Annotated in this window: 14 protein-coding genes; 13 read left to right on the top strand and 1 reads right to left on the bottom strand. The window is 36.6% G+C overall.

The features are described 5' to 3' along the window. Positions 1–8 precede the first annotated feature (8 nt). The 12 genes from C8N28_RS00380 (at position 9) to C8N28_RS00325 (ending at position 15,731) form a co-directional block, all read left to right on the top strand. Positions 9–1,568 (top strand): glucuronyl esterase domain-containing protein, encoded by a 1,560-nt coding sequence (locus C8N28_RS00380; protein WP_132220427.1) that lies wholly within the window; start codon positions 9–11, stop codon positions 1,566–1,568. Between the two features lie 195 nt (positions 1,569–1,763). Further along, entirely contained in the window at positions 1,764–4,538 is a 2,775-nt protein-coding gene (locus C8N28_RS00375; protein ID WP_132220425.1) for a TonB-dependent receptor, read from the top strand. A gap of 29 nt (positions 4,539–4,567) precedes the next feature. After that, on the top strand, positions 4,568–5,413 hold the full coding sequence (locus C8N28_RS00370) for a hypothetical protein (protein ID WP_132220423.1): 846 nt from the start codon (positions 4,568–4,570) through the stop codon (positions 5,411–5,413). Between the two features lie 19 nt (positions 5,414–5,432). Then, entirely contained in the window at positions 5,433–6,257 is an 825-nt protein-coding gene (locus C8N28_RS00365) for a TlpA family protein disulfide reductase (protein ID WP_132220421.1), read from the top strand. Positions 6,258–6,283: 26 nt separating this feature from the next. After that, complete coding sequence (locus tag C8N28_RS00360) at positions 6,284–9,055, top strand: outer membrane beta-barrel protein (RefSeq protein WP_132220419.1); 2,772 nt, start codon at positions 6,284–6,286, stop codon at positions 9,053–9,055. 10 nt (positions 9,056–9,065) lie between these two features. Next, complete coding sequence (locus tag C8N28_RS00355) at positions 9,066–9,845, top strand: GLPGLI family protein (RefSeq protein ID WP_246012670.1); 780 nt, start codon at positions 9,066–9,068, stop codon at positions 9,843–9,845. Positions 9,846–9,864: 19 nt separating this feature from the next. Further along, entirely contained in the window at positions 9,865–10,194 is a 330-nt protein-coding gene (locus C8N28_RS00350; RefSeq protein ID WP_132220417.1) for a putative periplasmic lipoprotein, read from the top strand. 273 nt (positions 10,195–10,467) lie between these two features. Beyond that, positions 10,468–11,718 carry a PQQ-dependent sugar dehydrogenase gene (locus tag C8N28_RS00345; protein ID WP_132220415.1) on the top strand — a complete coding sequence of 417 codons (1,251 nt, stop codon included), beginning with the start codon at positions 10,468–10,470 and terminating at the stop codon, positions 11,716–11,718. A gap of 12 nt (positions 11,719–11,730) precedes the next feature. Beyond that, on the top strand, positions 11,731–11,961 hold the full coding sequence (locus C8N28_RS00340) for a 4a-hydroxytetrahydrobiopterin dehydratase (RefSeq protein ID WP_132220413.1): 231 nt from the start codon (positions 11,731–11,733) through the stop codon (positions 11,959–11,961). 67 nt (positions 11,962–12,028) lie between these two features. After that, positions 12,029–12,781, top strand: coding sequence for a methyltransferase family protein (locus C8N28_RS00335; RefSeq protein ID WP_132220411.1), 753 nt, complete (start codon positions 12,029–12,031; stop codon positions 12,779–12,781). Between the two features lie 62 nt (positions 12,782–12,843). After that, positions 12,844–14,715: an LTA synthase family protein gene (locus C8N28_RS00330; protein WP_132220409.1), complete on the top strand. Its 1,872-nt coding sequence runs from the start codon at positions 12,844–12,846 to the stop codon at positions 14,713–14,715. A gap of 323 nt (positions 14,716–15,038) precedes the next feature. Beyond that, the gene (locus C8N28_RS00325; protein WP_132220407.1) at positions 15,039–15,731 is read left to right on the top strand and encodes an SIMPL domain-containing protein; all 693 of its coding nucleotides are present in this window, start codon (positions 15,039–15,041) and stop codon (positions 15,729–15,731) included. A 104-nt stretch (positions 15,732–15,835) separates the two neighbouring features. Here the strand turns inward: C8N28_RS00325 and C8N28_RS00320 are convergent, their stop codons facing one another. Continuing rightward, entirely contained in the window at positions 15,836–16,819 is a 984-nt protein-coding gene (locus tag C8N28_RS00320; RefSeq protein ID WP_132220405.1) for a lipoate--protein ligase, read from the bottom strand. 158 nt (positions 16,820–16,977) lie between these two features. Between C8N28_RS00320 and C8N28_RS00315 the strand changes: the two genes are divergently transcribed. Then, positions 16,978–19,623, top strand: a complete 2,646-nt coding sequence (locus C8N28_RS00315; protein WP_132220403.1) for a TonB-dependent receptor — start codon at positions 16,978–16,980, stop codon at positions 19,621–19,623. Positions 19,624–19,640: the final 17 nt, after the last annotated feature.

Below are 19,640 nucleotides of genomic sequence, written 5' to 3'. Positions count from 1 at the left end.
AATAGAAGATGAAAAGTATTTTAAGTCTCTTGTTATTTGTATCAGCAAGCGCCATTGCACAAAATAATTATCCGCCATTAGTAACTTTTACAGCAGAACAGGGCCATCAAAATATGATGGATCAATTAGGCATAAAGGCATTACGTCCAGGCCCGAGTGGTGATGAAAAAGCACCTAATCACGCTAATTATGATGAATCTTTAGCCAATCCCTATCCAAATCTTCCTGAAGTTCTTACCCTTAAGAATGGCAAAAAAGTAACAACACCTGCTATGTGGTGGAATGAACGCAGGCCTGAAATTGTAGAAGAAATGGATCGGGAAGTATATGGTCGTTTACCAAATAATATACCTAAAGTTACATGGACAGTAAAAGTTACTGATAAGGAAATGATAAACCGCATACCGGTTATTGCTAAACATATTATCGGTCATGTAGATAATTCTTCCTATCCACTTATAGATGTAAATATCGACATGGTATTAGTTGTTCCTGCCAATGCAAAAGGTCCCGTCCCTGTTTTAATGATGTTTGGTCCCGCACGTTTACCAGCGCCCGCACAACCTGACCCAGCATCTCTAGAAACCATTAACACTGCATTAAGAAAATTATTAGCAGATAGTGACCCAGCAGTAAAAGCAGCATTAGATCAATATCCTGCTTATCAGCCAATTCCCGCAGCACCACAAGCCAATAGATTTGGTCCACAACCTCCACCTAAACCGCCTACCCCGGATATTCCTGGTGTACCAGGAGTAAATAATGATCCTCCTTCAACCGAACAGCTCATTGCGAATGGCTGGGGATATATTATGATAAATCCTTCAAGCATACAAGCAGATAACGGGGCAGGTTTGACACGAGGCATCATCGGGTTGGTCAATAAAGGACAAGCACGTAAACCAGATGATTGGGGTGCTTTGCGTGCATGGGCTTGGGGAGCCAGCGAAGCCCTAAATTATCTCATTAAATCAGAACCAGCTGTCGATGCTAAACATGTAGGTATTGAAGGAGTTTCCCGTTATGGTAAAGCAGCCTTAGTTACCATGGCTTATGATGATAGATTTTCAATGGGACTAATAGGTTCTTCAGGTAAAGGAGGCACTACATTACATCGACGCAACTGGGGAGAAGCCGTTGAAAGTTTAACAGGTGGGTTTTATTATTGGATGGCCGGTAATTTCATGAAATATGGTGCGTCAGATGCAACGTTTGGCAGTAAAAATGCAGGTGATATACCGGTTGATACTCATCAACTTATTGCGATGTGCGCACCTAGGCTCGTATTTATCAGTTATGGTATTCCAGAAATGGGCGATGCCAAATGGCTTGATCATCAAGGCACTTATATGGCGGCCATTGCTGCCGGACCTGTGTTTAAACTATTAGGAGTAAAAGACCTGGGCGTATCTAACGATTACAAAACAGAAAAGATGCCACCGGTGAACACGCCTATGCTTGATGGACAACTTGCCTGGCGCCAACATGACCAAGGACATCAAGATCAAGCTAACATGAAATGGTTTTTAAAATGGGCTGACAAAAATATTGGACACACAACTGAGTAAATGACTATTAAGACGTAGATCATCTTACTATATTTTGAATTGCCAATTATACTGGCTAGCTTGGTATAAGCAATCTATTCTTTTACCAATTAACATACATTAACCTGTTGTAAATAGTCTTTTATTATAATACCTGGCAAATAATGGCCTGGATGTGGAGTAAGCGATTGAATCACCATTGCCAAACTATAAGGAATGAGGTGGGTATTTCTATTACTTTTTGCTACAAGCGTTGATAAATTAATTGCCCAAATACCTCAAGCGGCGAGTCTTAATCCGCTCATAACATCTTGGGAAGTTAGTGGAATCGTATTAGATTCAGCCAGAAACTCTGTTCCTGGAGCAACCTTAATCTTAAAATATAATACAGATTCCCTTTCTACCAGTACCAACGAGGATGGAATATTTGTATTTAAAGGAGTCAAATCAGCCACCTTTTATCTTACTGTTAACAGTTTAGGTTACAAGCCAATTACCTATCATCTATTAAACGATGACAGAGCATCCAAAATCATCTTAGATCCTGTTATGCTGGTGCCTGATAGTAGAATGCTCGCACAAGTAACCATTGATGGAACACCCAATATCACTTATAAAACCGACACAATCGAATATCGTGCTTCCGGCTATCAAGTTAGAGAGTTTGCTACTGTTGATGAACTTCTCAAAAAAATGGAGGGAATGCAAGTGAGCAGAGATGGTACTTTAACTCATCAAGGCGAGTTAATTACGAAAGCCAGACTCAATGGAAGAGACTTCCTCGGCGGAGATGTCTCTTCGACAATTAAAAACCTCCCTGCCGAAATTGTTGAAAAAGTTCAAATCGTCAATGATTATGGTGATCAGGTAGCCAGAACTGGAATTAAAGAGGGTGAACCTAAAAAAATCCTTAACCTTACCACAAAAGTAGACAGGTCGATTGGAAATATGGCCCGCATTAATACAGGGGCAGGAAACAATGAGCGATATGAGGGTCAACTTTTTGGCACTCGCATAAATGCCAACGAAACCATCGGACTAAATGCAAACCTGTCAAACACTGTAAATGGTATTGCAAACCCAGAATTTAATTCCAACAAGCCAATTTCCAACAATGCAATGAACCTCGCCAACAGCGGTGGAACAACTCAAACCCTCAACCCTACTTTTAGCTACAGCAACACATTAAATGAAAAGATATACATAAACCTAAGTTACTCATATAATAACTCTCAAATAAATTCAATTAATAAAACCGATTTACAACAATTCAGCACATTAGGCACTACATTTTCCAAAAACGAAGAAAACCAAAATATAAATAACAAGATCCATAGTTTCACTTCCTTGTTCGAATATGAAATTAATAAAGCAAACTTTTTACGTATAAGCCCTAAACTGACCTATCATACGAGCTCGTCAGATAATAATCTATCCAGTATGCAGTCCGGTCTTATTCATCAAAATCAATATGGGTTAAATAAAAACAATTCAACCGTTCCAGATATTGGAGGAGTCCTATTTTATCAGCACATTTTCAATAAACTTGGCAGGAACTTTACGGTGCAACTAAGCAGTGACATCTCCAATCAAAATAACGATACAGAACAAAATACAAGAGTCACCTATTTTGAGAACGATTCAGACCTCATCTTAAAAGATTCATTAATTCATCAACAAATCAACAACGAAAACCAGATTAATAATTACCGAGCCAGTACAACCTATTCTGAGCCACTAAGTACTAAATCTAAATTACAGTTTAACGGACAAATCAATTACCGTTCCTACGATAATAGCAAAATCACAAGTGATATTATTTCTGGCAACATTTCCAATCCTATTGATTCCTTAAGCAACAGCTATAACTATTCTTTCATTGAAACCAGGTTAGCACTCAATTATTTATTCACTGAAAGAAAATATAATTTCTCACTAGGAGTAAATGCTATTCCCACAGTTTTGGAGGGAACTGGAGCAAATCATAGCACCCATAAAACGAACTTCAATTTGATCCCGATTGCAAGATTTCAATACCAATGGTCAAATCAACATTTATTTCAAATTAACTACTCTGGCAGCCCAATCGAACCCAATTTCAATCAGCTACAACCAGTTAGAGATGTATCTAATCCACAAAACTCAATAATAGGGAATCCTGACTTAAAGCCTTCTTTTACACACACTATTAATGCAAACTACAATCGTTATATAGCCAATTCTCAGTTTGCCTATTCGGTCAGGTTAAACACCACATTCATAAATGATCAAGTAGTAAGAAATCTGTTATTAATTGAGGATGCATATAACAGCCTAAAGTATGAGACCCATTTCTTAAACCTCGATGGAGATTATTCATTCAATGCCAACTATAGCTTATCCAAACAATTTTCTTCTCGAAAATACTACTTCGCGTTAGATGGTCTTATCAGTAATATGCATTCAATCTCAATGAGTAATAATCTCAAAAACACAACATCGATATGGAGATATATTGAAAGATTCGGGCCCAGAATGCAACCAACAGACTGGTTAGAAATCAACCCTTATCTTTCTTATGATGTCATAAAATCAACTAACTCTATCCCCTCATCTTCAGACATTAACACACAAACCTTTGCGTTTAATATAGATGGCAACATCTATCTCCCAAAAGGGTTTCACTTCGGTTATTATGCCAGCAAAAATTACCGAAGTGGTATCGGTACGAATATTACAAAAAACCCTTTTGTTTTAAACACCTATTTAGAAAAACGATTCTCAAATAAAATAGGCGCGACTTTACGTCTAGAAGCCTTTGATATATTCAATCAAAACAATTTTATCAATCGTATTATAACTGAAAACTCCATTATCGACACGCAAACTAATACATTAAGCAGGTATTTTATGATAACATTCGGCATGAATTTACAAAAGTGGAGCGGTACGCCTCAACAAAACGGACAACCTCTCCCTCGTCGAGGTGATGGAAGCTTTATTAGACAATAGATAGCTGCAACATTAAAAATCATTCAACTATGAAAAGATATAAATTCAAGCTAATAGCAATTATGCTTTCTTCATTATCCTTCTTTTTAATACTAGAGGCTACAAATGCACAAAACCTTCCTAAAGTACAAGAATCCAGTGTTCATGCGCCATCAAATATCAAAATAGATGGCAAACTAAACGAGTGGAACAATGGGCTTCAAGCCTACAATCCGATTAATCGAATCTTCTATACAGTTTCCAATGATAATGAAAAACTTTACTTAACCATACATACGGATGATTATTATGCTGTGACTAAAATAACCAGCGGAGGTATAACCTTTACCACGAGCCTCTCTACCCAAAAAAACAATAACGAAAAAGCTAAGGATATTAATAATATAGCTATCCTATATCCTATAAAAGTCAAGCCAGTACAAAAAGGTATGCAACCACAATCAGATCTAATCGGTGATGCCTTATGGAATACCTATTTAGAATATAATGTTGATACTGTGCAATACAAAAAACAAATCGATTCTCTCATGAATATTGCCAACAATGAAATCAATCTCCAGTATAAAGGGATACAGGTAACAGGTATTCCAGAAGTTACTGATAATCCAGTTTCTATCTATAACCTTTTAGGAATTCAAGTAGCCGCGGCATTCGATTATAAACTGGCTTTCACCTACGAACTGGCTATACCACTAAAATACTTAATGCTATCCGAGCAGAATCAACCTTTCAGTTACAATATTAAATTAAGTGATCAAAACTCTGTGTTACCACCTAATGAAATGCCAGCACCAATTTTCGTCGGCACATCAGATCCAAATGTTTTATATACCCAAAGCACCACTGATCTATGGGGAGAATATACACTAAAGTAACTACGAAACTAAAACCGTTATGAGAAAGTCAAAATTCACACAAACAACGATTCTTACTTCTATCCTATCATTCTTATCTATAGGAATAGTCCATGCGCAAAATCTGCCTAAGGTTCAGGAAGAAAGTGTTCAAGCACCATCGAGTATCAAAATTGACGGAAAAACAACAGAATGGGATAACAGATTCCATGCTTACAATACAAATAATCGTATTTATTATACGATATCCAATAATGATAATAACCTTTACTTAACTCTGCTTACAAGTGATGGATACGCTAATGAAAAAGTCATGGATGGAATAAGTTTTACAATAAACTTGTCTGTTGAAAAAAACAACGAAACAAATGCTGTAGTCACATTCCCTATCCCCATCCCCTCAGAGAAAAGTAACCTATTAGGAGAAAATATAAGAATAGTTAGGCGTCTAAAAAATGACACTACAAAAGAAGCTCTAGCGAAAGTAGACTCTTTAAAATCCTCTCTCAATGCAATAGTGAACGATGTATTTAAGGAAATCAATGTAAGCGGTATAAAGGAAATTCAAGAACCAGCAATTTCCATTTATAATTTAGAAGGCATCAGGGTGGCAGCACAATTTAACGATGAAATGCAATATACAAAAGCAAAAGCAATCATTAAAGAAAAACATATGGATTGGGTGAATTTATGGCAAGATCAGAAAATTAAAGAGGAAAGCATAACAGCGAAGTTTGATATCGGGGCTTATCCAACAACAGTAATTATCGACCCAATGGGAAAAATCATTTATAGAAGAGAGGGCAGTGATGACTTTATAAGAATCACCAGATTGTTAGCTCAGGTATTCCCAACAGAACCATAAATCTTTATACCAAAGAAGCACAAACAATGAGATACTTATCAATTATAGCCATCATCTTATTTCTACTAAGCAGCATCCCTGCTTTAGCTCAATCAAATTATCAGATCAAAGGAACCGTGATTGATACCGCTGTGAATGTAGGTCTCGTCAATGCCAGCATTACTGTATTAAACGCGGCAGATTCAATTCTGGTCAAGTTCAATAGATCAACAAAAGATGGAGTTTTCGAGCTCACAGATCTCCAAAAAGGAACATTTATTTTATTGGTAACTTATCCCGATTATGCAGATTATGTAGAAACCTTTACACTTGACTCTCTAAATCAATCCTATGATTTTGGCAACCTGAACCTAATCCTTAAAGAGCGCTTATTAAGTGAAGTAATCATAACAGGCGGCATAGCAGCCATCAAACTAAAAGGAGATACAACAGAATACGACGCACGCGCATTCGTGATTCAACCCAATGCTAAAGTAGAAGATCTCCTTAAACAACTTCCCGGAATACAAGTAGATCAAGATGGAAAAATCACCGCCCACGGAGAAACAGTAAGAAAGGTATTAGTCGATGGTGAAGAGTTTTTTGGAGATGATCCGACACTCGTTACCCGAAATTTGAGAGGTGATATGATCGACAAAGTCCAATTATACGATAAGAAAAGTGATCAAGCTATATTTACTGGAATAGATGATGGTGAAAGGACCAAGACACTCAACCTTCAACTAAAAGACGATAAGAAAGAAGGCTATTTCGGAAAAATAGATGCCGGCGGAGGAACAGATGAATTTTACAAAGGACAAGCCATGATCAACCTATTTCAAGAGAAACAAAAGCTTTCGGCCTATACGAACATCGCAAATAATGGCACCATCGGATTAAATTTTAGTGATGCTAGCAAATATGCTCCTTCTGGAAGTGGTGTAAACTTCGTAAATGGAGGAATCACGGTAGACCTAGGAGGATCGAGACCTCAATATGATGGACAAGGAATTCCAATTGGTCGGTCAGGTGGCGCTCATTATGATACAAAATGGAATGATGATAAAGAATCCATCAACACTAATTTCAAAATAGGATCACTCGAAGTCACAGGTGAACGGAATTCTATTTCACAAAACACATTACCTTCAGGGATATTAAATAGCAATTCAGAACAACAATTTCATAACCTGAATAACGAAAAAGCGTTGGACATTATTTATCAGATGACTCCCGACACCGCTTCTTCCTTAAAAATAACAGTCAATGGTATGATCGGTAATGGAGAGGAGTCAAACAATTATCTGGCCTCTACACTAGGTGTTGATAATACGATACTCAACAGAAGCAATCGTACTATCAATAATAATAATGATCAGCAGCGTTTCAAGATCGATGCTCTTTACAACAAGCGCCTTAACAAACCTGGCAGAACCTTCTCAATCAACTTAACGCAATCCTTGAATCGCATGCAAACAAAAGGCTATCTGAATTCCAATAATGAATTTTATGATACGCAAGGTCAGCCAGATAGCATACAAAATATCGATCAATACAAACCAGGAACTTCACAGAGCGGTATCTTTAACAGCAACATCACTTATACTGAAATGCTATCAAAAGCCTTTTCCCTTACTTTAAATTATGGGTTAGGAATCAATAAGGAGTCCTCCCTTCGGGAATCTTTTAACAAATCTACATCCGGAAATTATGATGAATTGATCGATGAATTTAGCAGCAATCTTCTTCTAAATCAATATTCCAATCAAGGGGGAGCCACATTCAATTATAAAAAAGACAAACATTCTCTTCAATTTGGAACAAAGACAACAGCAGTCAACCTAAATCAAATTGATCAGGACACAAACACTTCCTACAAACGAAATTTCATCTATTGGAATCCACTTGCGAACTATAGACTCCAATTCTCTCCACAAAAAATTTTCAATCTATATTACTCCGGAGCAACCATACAACCTAGTATTGATCAATTGCAACCAATTAGTACCAATACAGACCCATTGAACATTATAGAAGGTAATCCTGATCTTGATCCTGCCTTTAGCAATCGTTTTGACTTTTTTTATTATTCATATAAAGTATTAAATAGCAGAAACATTAACCTAAGTGGCTCCTATTCAACTATTTCAAACCCAATTATTAACAGCATGACTACTGATGATGCGGGTAAAACCATTTACCGTTCTATAAACTTGTCTGATAAAACGCAAAAACAAATGAGCTTATACGGATCCTATGGCAAAAAAATCAAAAGACTAGATACCCAGCTCGGATTATATACAAGGTTTACGGGCAATTACGATTATGGTGTTTCAAACAATGTAATCAATTATAGAAGCTCACAAACCTATTCAGGCAATTTATATCTATCCAAATCAAAAATAGAAAAGTATGACCTCTATCTAACAGTCGGACCAACTTACAGAAAGAGCATCTCTTCTTCTTCTTATCAATTAAATAATAGTGGAAGAGGCTTTGAAAGTTACCTTTCAATTAATATCTATTTGCCCGGAAAAATTGAATTACGTTCAGACGCACGTTATAGTTTTCAGGCAAAAACGGATGCATTTAACCAGGACATGAAAACTATCGTTGTAAATAGTTCATTAGGTAAGAAATTTCTCGAAAAGGATAATCTCAAGTTATCAGTATCGGTAAATGATCTATTAAAGAGTAACAAGCCATTCAATAGAAGTTCATCTGGCACCACAATCTCTCAAAATAGCTACACAACCATCCCACGTTACTTCATGTTTTCTTTAACTTGGGATTTTGATAAGTTCGGTAAAATCTTATAATTATACGATTATGAAAAAAACGAAGCTGATATTAATGATCATATTCATACTGGTCGGAAAATCCCTGTTTGCTCAATATGCCCACTTCCTCGAATCAGGAAGCATAGAATTTGAAAAAAGAGTTAATATGTATGCATTGATTGAAAAGGGAATTACTCAAAATAGTTCAGGTATAATTGTTCAAGCCTTTGAAGCATATAAGAAAGCACAACCACAGTTCTTAACTCTGAACAGCACCCTAACTTTCTCAAAGGATAAGAGCTTATATATTCCAGCAGCAAATGGAAATAACAACCTGGCTGTCAATTTTTTTGGTAACCGGCCAGCTTCTTCCCAGATCAATACCGTTGCCAATGACCTGACCTTAAAAACCAGCACCATTCAAAAGCAGGTATACGAAGAAACCTTCCTGGTAAGCGATAGCCTGAGAAAGATCAAATGGAAAATAACCGATGAAATGCGAGATATAGCAGGTTTCCAGTGTCGCAGGGCAAATGGACTGATGATGGATTCAATTTACATCGTAGCGTTTTACACGGATATGATTCCTCTATCAAGCGGACCGGAATCATTTTCCGGTCTACCTGGTATGATTTTAGGCGTTGCCCTACCCTATGAAAATGTAACCTGGTTTGCAACTAAGGTAACAGAGAAGCCAGTTCCAGCTAACAATGTAGCAGCTCCAACAAAAGGTAAACCCGTTAACAATTTAAGCTTCCAAGCTATTCTATCAGATCTTTTTAAGAATCAAAGATCTGCTTCAGACCTTCTAAAAGAATATATGCTTTAAGCCTATAAATCTTCAAAATATGAAAAAACCAAACCTAAAATCTATAACTTACAGTTGGGCTTTCTTCTTCCTTCTATACCTACTTCCCTCCTGCAATCAGCCCAAAGAATTTCCTATAACCATAACCGGGCAAGCTGAAATAAATGAAACCATCGTTCGGCTAACAGACCTGAACTCTAAGATCGTGTATGATTCCACCACAGTCAAAAACAATCAATTCACTTTACATACCAATAAAATAAACACAGGGTTCTATTATATCGACTTTAAAAATTCAGCACCAATAGATAGTCTTACTAGCGAATGGAAGCAGATGCCCTTACCTGGACAAACATTTGCGAAGGGGTAAGACCATCGAAATCTACCAATTATGAAAGATTCAACACCAAAGCATTACCTTTAAATTATTTGGTTAACAACGAAGGCAAGATCATAGCAAGGAATTTAGACGCATATTCCATTGAAAAGATGCTTCAAAACTAAAAGCTTTTATTATAAATAAAGAACCATTTAGCCGTAATATTGTTGATATATTGTTAATTTAAAAGAAAAAAGCTTAAATTTAACTAGGTTTCTATTTATCAATAATATAATCAAATAATAAAATCAATAAATAACACTCATGAATAATACCTTCAAATTACTCGGAATAGCAACAAGCTTAGCTGTAGCAATTACCTCTTGTGGTTCATCAGGAACTGATAATCAACAAGCTTCTACACCAGCAGCAGATACTGCTCGATTAGCACCTGTAGAAACAAAAGCTCCCAATTCAACATACAAACCCGCCTTTGAAGGGCAAACACGTATTGGCGGAGTAAAAACGACTACACCCTATGAAGGAAAAATATTAAGTGAAGGATTAAACAGACCATGGGGAATCACCAGCCTTCCAGATGGTAGATTTTTAATCACTGAAAAAAGTGGAACCATGAGGATCGCTTCTGCAGATGGAACATTAAGTGAGCCTATTACCGGTCTACCTAAAGTAAACGATCAAGGGCAAGGCGGTTTATTAGGTGTTACTATTGACCCTGACTTTGCTAATAACCGAATGGTTTATTGGACATTCTCTGAAGCTGTATCCGGAGGAAACTTAACAGCCGTTGCCAAAGGACGACTAGCCGACGACGAAAAGACAATTGAAAATGCTCAGGTTATCTATCAGGCAACTCCGGCATTTAACAGCAATTTACACTATGGAGGTAGAATCCTATTCGACAAGGCAGGCAATATTATCTTCAGTACCGGTGAACGTTCAAATATAGAATCAAGACCTCAGGCACAATTCTTAAACTCTTCGCTAGGTAAAGTAATCAGGATTACAAAAGATGGAAAAGCAGCAGCTGGAAATCCTTTCGAAAACCAAGCCGATGCAAGACCGGAATTATATTCATATGGTCATAGAAACGTTCAAGGATTAGCTATTAACCCGGTTACAGGCGATCTTTGGGAAACAGAATTCGGCCCATTAGGTGGTGATGAAGTAAACATCATTAAACCGGGAAACAACTACGGTTGGCCAACAATCACTTACGGACGCGAATACAGTGGTGCAGCAATTGGAGATAGCATCCAACAAAAAGAAGGCTTACAACAACCAGTTTACTACTACGATCCGGTAATATCTCCAAGTGGAATCACCTTCTATACCGGAGACCAAATTCCTGAATGGAAAAACAATCTGTTCATTTCTTCATTAAGTGGCATGCACGTAGCACGCTTAGTCATTGAAAATGACAAAGTTGTTGGCGAAGAAAGATTACTTGCAGATCAATCTCAACGTTTCAGAGATATAACCCAAGGAAAAGATGGAGCTCTTTACGCTGTTACTGACCAAGGAAGGTTATATAGAATCGGGAAACCACAATAATATCATATCATCATGTGGCAACAAAAGGACAATACGCTTTACAGATTATTTGAGTTTAAAAACTTCTCTGAAGCTTTTGCTTTTATGACCCAGGTTGCCCTGATAGCCGAGTCCATGAATCATCATCCAAAATGGACTAACGAATGGAATAAGGTAGAAATATGGCTTTCTACTCATGATGCGGGAGACATTGTCACTGAAAAGGACAAAACCCTTGCTAAAAAGATTGATGCTCTGGTTTAATAATCAGAGCATCAATTATATCCAACCAAATATAACCTAACCAAGTATAAAACCTAACCTACAATTTATGCCACTACAAGAAGAATTAGAGAAACAAGGAGTATGGCTTTTTAGATACAGAAGCACCTTACCCATCGCCATTTTATTAATTGGTGCTTACCTATATTTAAGAACAGAAATATACCCCGGAACTTTCTTTCTGGAAGATACCCCTTATGAATTTTACTACGAAAGCCTTTGTCTCATTATTAGTTTAGCAGGATTAGTTATTCGTATCTATACTGTAGGGCATACTCCGCAAAATACTTCAGGAAGAAACGTTAAAGGTCAAATAGCAGATACGCTGAATACGACCGGCATCTACTCAATTGTAAGACATCCATTATATTTAGGAAATTTCTTTATGTGGCTAGGACCTGCATTAATGACTGGCAACTTCTGGTTCGTAATTGCCTTCACTCTCTTCTATTGGCTTTATTATGAAAGAATTATGTTCGCCGAAGAACAGTTTTTAAGAAATAAATTCGGAGACGTTTACTTAAACTGGGCAAACAATGTGCCTGCATTTATCCCTAACTTTAAAACTTTCGCAAAGCCTTGTCTGTGCTTCAGTTGGAAAAAGGTATTAAAAAAAGAAAAAAACGGTTTACTAGCAGTCTTTCTTATCTTCACCGCATTCAATATTTCAGGAGAACTTCTTGAAAAAGAAACTGATTACAATTACTTTCTCATATTCTGCTGTTTCCTAACGCTATTTATGTATGTTTTTATAAAATACTTAAAAACACGTACCACACTATTAAATGATATCGGACGATAAGAAATATTAAGACAAGATATTAGCTTTATCTAAATCTCGTTTTTAGCTTTATATTTGTTCCAATGTTAAAAACGATTTATCCTTTAGTTAAGTTTTACCTCATCTGGATTGCTATATTTTTTCTTGAAAGGCTAATTTTCATAGGATATTTCTATGCAAAAATATTTCCTATAAGCCTGAAAGAGTTTATTCTAACATTCCTATTCGGTTTAAGGATGGATGCCTCAATGGCAGCCTACATTTGCGCATTACCATTGCTGCTCTTCATTTTTAAATGGCTTATCCCCTCTTTAAAAATATCTGCCAAAGTACTCCGTGTATACTCTTTATTCCTATTAGTTACATGCTGCTTGCTGTCAGCAATTAACCTGAATATATATCAGGAATGGGGAACAAAGCTTCCCTATAGAGCCATTTCAACCTTTCTTGAATATCCCTATCAGGCTTTTATTTCCTCCTATTCTTCTCCTTTTGTATTGCCTGCCCTCTTAATGCTGATTGTATTTTTTGCAGGAAGATATCTATTAAATAAAGCAATAAAGCAACCGATACAACTTCATGGCACTAAATGGTTTGTGAAAATACCAGTTAGCATACTTCTGATCGGGATCCTATTCCTTTTTATCCGAAGCGGTTGGCAAACTACACCACTAAATCCTAGCATGGCTTATTTCTCTACCAAACCAATATTAAACCATGCAGCCGTAAATACAGAATGGAATTTATTAAGCGATTTCCTTCATGGTAAAGGCTCGGATAAAAATCCATATAATTATATGGAAGAATCCTTAGCCCAGGAAGAGATACTCCCATATATCAATAAAGAGTCGCTTTCAAATCCGGTAAAGATCTTAAATCAGCCTAAACCCAATGTGGTTCTTATTATACTAGAAAGCTTTACATCCGATCTGATTGAAAGCTTAGGCGGTGAACCAGGAATTGCTCCTGGCTTCGAAAAACTGATCCAAGACGGCGTATTGTTTACAAATATCTACTCGGCGAGTGATAGAACCGATAAAGGAATTATTGCCTCAATGAGTGCTTTTCCATCGCAAGCAACGCAAAGTATTATTAAAAACGTAAACAAGCTAGAGCACTTGCCAGGCATCGGACAAGAATTCCTCGAAAATGGTTATAGTACTTCTTTCGTACATGGTGGAGAAAGCGAATTCTACAACTTTAAATCTTATATGTTAAGCCATGGTGTTCAAAAGGTTATCGATCAATACGATTTTCCATTAAAAGATGTGCAATCAAAATGGGGAGCCTTTGATCACCTTGCTTTCCAGAAACAAATTGAATACCTGAATCAAAGTCCGCAACCCTTTTTCTCAACAATCCTAACACTTAGCAATCACGAACCATTTGATCTTCCCGGTCCGCCAAAATACGGATCTGATAGTCAGGCTAACTTATTTAGAAGTACAGCATTTTACACCGATTCAGCACTTTATAACTATATTAACCGAGCCAAACAAACCGACTGGTATAAGAATACACTTTTTGTAATCATTGCAGATCACGGTCATCGTTTACCGCTTGATAAATGGGATAGCTTTCATCCTAACCGCTACCGGATACCTTTCCTTTTATATGGAGATGTTATTAAAGAGGAATTCCGCGGGCAAAAGATTGATAAAATCGGAAATCAAACTGATCTGGTCAGCACCTTGCTTCATCAGCTAAACATTAGCCCTAAACCCTATTTTTGGAGCAAAGATTTGCTGGATCCTAATACACCACCATTTGCTTTTTTCAGTTACGACAATGGTTTTGGCGTAATAACTCCTGAACAAAGTCTAACATTTGATAATGTGGGTAAAGAAGTCATTTACCTAAAAGATAAAAATGTACAAGACTCTGTAAATCAAAACCTACAAACCATCGGACAAGCTTATTTACAAGAAGTCTACAATCAGTATCTAAACTATTAGTAGACCTCCCCTCAATTAATTTTCACTTCTCAATTCCCAATCTTAAAACTAGTTGGCCAGAATACTTGACTTCAAAAAGAATTAAATTTCACTTTTATTTCGTTTTATTCAAGCAAGGGTTAAACAGGGGTCAAACAGGGACCAAACAGGGGCAGAACAGTCATATTTACCCTGTTCAACTCCTGTTTGAGCCTTGTTTGATTCATCTTTGAATACTATTTGTTTAAAATAAATCTTGAAGGTGTAGCGAATTTGTATCGGGCACAGTTCTTGTATTAAATCACATAATCGTAAAATAAAATACAGAACAAAAAACAACAGAAATGAAGAAAGCAATCTTAATACTTAGCATGTTGGTAGCCGTTAATTTTGCATTTGCACAAGAGAAATCACTTGTAAATGTAAATGGGGAATATATTATTATGGTAAAGCCAGATGAAGCAGACATTAATTTTATGGTTTCAACCAATCATAAAGATTTACAGGAAGCTAAAAAAACTAATGATGCAATTGTATCTAAGGCAATTTCCTATTTAAAAGCTCAAGGGATACCAGAAAAAGATATCCGCACAACACGTGTAAATGTAAATCCTTACAATGAATATGTTAAAGATGGAAAACCAATTCCGATGTTCAGTGCCCAACAATCCATTACTTTCGATTTGAAAGACTTAGATAAAACAGCGACCTTGCTGAGTGGTTTAATTGATCTGGGAGTCAATAACATCCAGAATGTACAGTTCAAATCGTCTAAGATTGAAGAGATTCAGAACGAAGCGCGTTCACATGCGATGCTTGATGCGAAAGCAAAAGCTACTATTCTTGCTAAAGCAATCGGACAAAATATCGGTGCTGCCTACAGCATCAACGATAATACATCTTCTAACAGCTATCCAAGACAGCCGATGATGATGGCTTACAAATCAGCAGATATGGCTGAAAGCGGACAAGAGCCTATCGCTAATGGCGATATTGAAGTAACAGCAAGGGTTAGTGTTGCTTTCTTATTGCAATAAGAAAGAACTCTAATATAATATGATAAAGGGTTAGTTTTTTAGGTTAATAAAATCTAAAAATTAACCCTTTATTCATTATCGTATTAAGCTTGTATGTTAATGAACTAATTTAATAGTCTTATAAAAGACTCCTTAGATACCTGTCCGGAATACAATTGAACATCAATTTCTTTTAATGCATTCTGGATACCTTGTGAATGATAGGTTGCTCCTATCAGTGAATTTTCAATATGAGCAACATCTTCCAGAAAATCGCCGATAATAGCTGCTTGTACAATCAGACCATGCTCTATAATTAACTTCACTTCAATACCTCCCATAGGAAAACGGCTGGATTTAATAATAGAAAATTTAGGAGATCTGCCAAAGTTCCACTCCCATTGCTTGTATTTTTCCTGGCTGATTTGATGAATCAATTGCCAATCTTCTTCTTTTAACAAATATTCATCAATATGTTCTCTACCTTCAAAAATAGCTTCTAGAATGATTTCTTTAAATTCATCCATATTAAGTGGTTCGGATAGAAACTCATTGATGTTTGCAACTTTAGATCGCACTGATTTAATACTTTTGGAATGAATGTTGGCATCACTCACACTAAGTGAATTGACTATTTTATCCAGGTTTGCATTCAAGAGCAGGGTACCATGTGAAAGCATTCTTCCCTTCTGAGCAAATTGAGCGTTGCCCGAGATCTTTCTACCATTTACGAATATATCATTCCTGCTGTTTAGTTCGGCAGGTACACCTATTTTATTAAGAGTTTCTACAATGGGTTGAACAAACTTGCTGTAATTGTGAAAGTTCTTACCGTCATAGCTCGTAATAAAACTAAAATTAAGATTACCCAGGTCATGGTATACTGTCCCTCCGCCCGAAAGGCGTCTGACTACCTGAATGTCCTTTTCATTTACATAAGATCTATTAAATTCTTCTAAAGCGTTCTGATTCTTACCGACAATAATAGATGGTGAATTAATATAGAATAAGAAATAGCTTTCATTAACAGGTGCATGATGAAGGACATATTCTTCCATCGCCAGATTAATCGCTGGATCTGTTATACCCTTATTATCAATAAACCGCATGCTTTATATCCGTAAATAGAGATGTATCTATCAAAGATAACACATCAAGCTGCAAATTAAGCAACATTCTTATGTATATCGGAATATATAGAAATAAAGGAATTTAAATAAACTAAATAAATAGTTCGATAACTAAATATTTAGTAGTACATTTGGTTATGGCCAGATCCATACTCATAATCGTCTTGCTTTTATCTCCTTTTCTGGGAGTTGCACAGAATATTATTTCTGGAAAGATCATCGATGCTCAGCAAAAAGGTATTGAAAATGTCAACATATCTTACAAAGGTGTCGGCAAGGCAGCCATACTCGGATTTGCCAGAAGTGAACAAGATGGCTCATTCAGTCTTGAAGTAAAAAATGGTAAAGATCTGGACAGTCTACAGTTAGACTTAAATCACTTATCCTATGCCAGGAAGTCGATCATCATTCCTAATAGATCTGGTAATTATACCTATATATTACACCAAGAGAGCCGGGAACTTGAAGTGGTTAATATAGGGAACATTCCGATATTTAAAAAACAAGATACCATTAATTACAATGTGGATGCCTTCACTTCCAAACAGGATCGTGTAATAGCTGATATAATTAAAAAACTGCCCGGAATTGAAATGAAGGATGGTGAAATATTATATCAGGGACAGCCGATACAGAAATACATGGTCAATAAATTGGATCTCATGGAAGGTCAATATGGTATCATTAATAATAACATGCCTGTTGAAGCTGTCAGTAGGGTTCAGATTATAGAAAATGATCAGCCTATTAAGATTCTTGATTCACTGGTTTTCTCTGACAGGGCTTCCCTAAACCTGGAGCTCAAAAAGCTCACGACAACAGGTACAGGCAAACTGGGCGTCGGACTCTCTCCTGCCCTCTGGGATGTCAACCTTACGCCCATGACATTCGGTAAGACTTTTCAGATGCTCAATTCATTTCAGACTAATAACACTGGGTTTGATGCTAGCAGGGGTCTTAGGGCATTCTATACAGGAGGTACGTTCTTTCGACAAGAAAATCATACTTCTGGCCCCTCTTTCTTAACTATTCAAGAAGTAAGCAGTCCAAATTTTGCGGAAAGTAAATGGTTGGATAATCGTCTCTTTCTTGCCTCAACCAATATTTTACAGAAACTGGAAAACGGACTGGAGCTGAAGGGCAGTATTTCCTATTATAACGACTACAGAAAACGATCTGGTTATACATTGACTGAAGTTTTCGCTCCTGATCAATCTATACTATTAAGTGAATCGGTAAATAATAAATACCGGATTAATGATCTTGCTGGTGGATTATTGATTGAGAAAAATGAAAAGACAATCTACTTGCGCAACAGTCTGAAGTTTCATAAACGCTGGAATAATGACCATGGAAATTTACTCTTTAACAAAGAGGAGACCATTAATCAAAAAAAGCATTACGACGACCAAAGCTTGATGAACAACCTTTCTCTGGCACGTTTTCTGGGAAAACAGCTGGTCAATATCAGTTCAAGCATTGAATGGAACCGAACACCTCAAACACTTACAATAAATCCTGGTCAGTTGGAGGACATCCTGAATAATGGAAATCCTTATGATCAGCTGCGGCAACAAGTTGACTACCGAATTTTTAGCACAAGGAACAATCTCTCCTTTGTACGCAGGATAAAGAACTTTACTCTTTCGCCTCGCTTTGCTATAAACTATCAGAATAATAATATGGCATCAACGATTCACACTTTTGATCAAGGAAATGAAAATATCCTTGGGGATGATTATGTAAATGATTTACAGTTTCAAGAATTAAAAACAGAGATCGGGATGGACATTCAATATGAAACGAGCAAATTAAAATTGTCGTTCAACCTGCCTTTTGCACTTTCTCTGTTCAATGCCAACCAACAAAAGGTTAAAACCTTAGATTGGGCAAACAAGAACAGCTTTAACCCATCTGCAAATCTGCAATATACGCTTGACAATTATAACGAAATCAGCTTAAATGGAAATCATACAGTCAGATACAGTGGTTTAGATAACTTTTATAATTCTTATATCGTCAATAATTACCGAAGCATACAGCGCTATGAAACCCGTTTATTAGGCAATAAAAGTTTAAGTACCGGCATCCGTTATGATTACAGGAATGTGCTGAAGGCCTATTTTGCCGGTACTTCTTATCAATATACGCATGGAAAACGCGATTATATTTTTCGTAGTCAATTGGACCAGTCTGGACGAACTATAACAAGTATTGAAGATCGTGAAAGCAATAACTTCAGTCATAAGCTGGCAATAGAGCTATCCAAGTTCTTTAGGTCAATCAGAACGACTTTTAAACTGAACGGTAATTTATCCTATGGAGAGTCGGATTACTTGTTGAACGATGTCATGGGCAGACAAAAGTTCAATTTATATGGAGGTAATCTGGAAATCATAAACAATAAATGGGATGCCATAGGATTTGAGTATAGTACCACTTTTACATACTCGGAAAGTAAGTTCCTGAATGATACAAGAAACAGTATACGGTCAAACAATCATTTTCTTAATATTATGGTCTACCCTGGAGAACGACATAGTTTGACCATTAATAATGCATACTATCGAACAAATATTCCAGGATTGAAGAATCAGTATTTCTTAGACATAGCTTATCGCTATCGGATTGAAAAATGGAAAACAGACATCGAAATTGCGGGACAAAATTTATTAAATAATGAACGCTATACGCAACAGTTCTCAAACGACTATCAGTTAATAGAAACCTACTTTGACCTTCGACCGAGACAAATTATAGTTTCAACCCACTTTAGATTTTAGTACAAATTAAATAAGAC

The sequence above is a fragment of the Albibacterium bauzanense genome (genome assembly GCF_004339765.1).
GTDB classification, from domain to species: Bacteria; Bacteroidota; Bacteroidia; order Sphingobacteriales; family Sphingobacteriaceae; genus Albibacterium; species Albibacterium bauzanense.
The sequence above is the reverse complement of the archived record's forward strand: the minus strand, read 5'-3'. Positions and strand labels throughout refer to the sequence as shown.

Excerpts from the sequence above, each read along its gene's own strand:
- C8N28_RS00380 (WP_132220427.1), top strand. The coding sequence starts at position 9 with ATGAAAAGTATTTTAAGTCTCTTGTTATTTGTATCAGCAAGCGCCATT.
- C8N28_RS00340 (WP_132220413.1), top strand. The coding sequence starts at position 11,731 with ATGTGGCAACAAAAGGACAATACGCTTTACAGATTATTTGAGTTTAAA.
- C8N28_RS00355 (WP_246012670.1), top strand. The coding sequence starts at position 9,066 with ATGAAAAAAACGAAGCTGATATTAATGATCATATTCATACTGGTCGGA.
- C8N28_RS00375 (WP_132220425.1), top strand. The coding sequence starts at position 1,764 with ATGAGGTGGGTATTTCTATTACTTTTTGCTACAAGCGTTGATAAATTA.
- C8N28_RS00345 (WP_132220415.1), top strand. The coding sequence starts at position 10,468 with ATGAATAATACCTTCAAATTACTCGGAATAGCAACAAGCTTAGCTGTA.
- C8N28_RS00320 (WP_132220405.1), bottom strand. The coding sequence starts at position 16,819 with ATGCGGTTTATTGATAATAAGGGTATAACAGATCCAGCGATTAATCTG.
- C8N28_RS00325 (WP_132220407.1), top strand. The coding sequence starts at position 15,039 with ATGAAGAAAGCAATCTTAATACTTAGCATGTTGGTAGCCGTTAATTTT.
- C8N28_RS00315 (WP_132220403.1), top strand. The coding sequence starts at position 16,978 with ATGGCCAGATCCATACTCATAATCGTCTTGCTTTTATCTCCTTTTCTG.
- C8N28_RS00365 (WP_132220421.1), top strand. The coding sequence starts at position 5,433 with ATGAGAAAGTCAAAATTCACACAAACAACGATTCTTACTTCTATCCTA.
- C8N28_RS00330 (WP_132220409.1), top strand. The coding sequence starts at position 12,844 with ATGTTAAAAACGATTTATCCTTTAGTTAAGTTTTACCTCATCTGGATT.
- C8N28_RS00350 (WP_132220417.1), top strand. The coding sequence starts at position 9,865 with ATGAAAAAACCAAACCTAAAATCTATAACTTACAGTTGGGCTTTCTTC.
- C8N28_RS00370 (WP_132220423.1), top strand. The coding sequence starts at position 4,568 with ATGAAAAGATATAAATTCAAGCTAATAGCAATTATGCTTTCTTCATTA.
- C8N28_RS00360 (WP_132220419.1), top strand. The coding sequence starts at position 6,284 with ATGAGATACTTATCAATTATAGCCATCATCTTATTTCTACTAAGCAGC.
- C8N28_RS00335 (WP_132220411.1), top strand. The coding sequence starts at position 12,029 with ATGCCACTACAAGAAGAATTAGAGAAACAAGGAGTATGGCTTTTTAGA.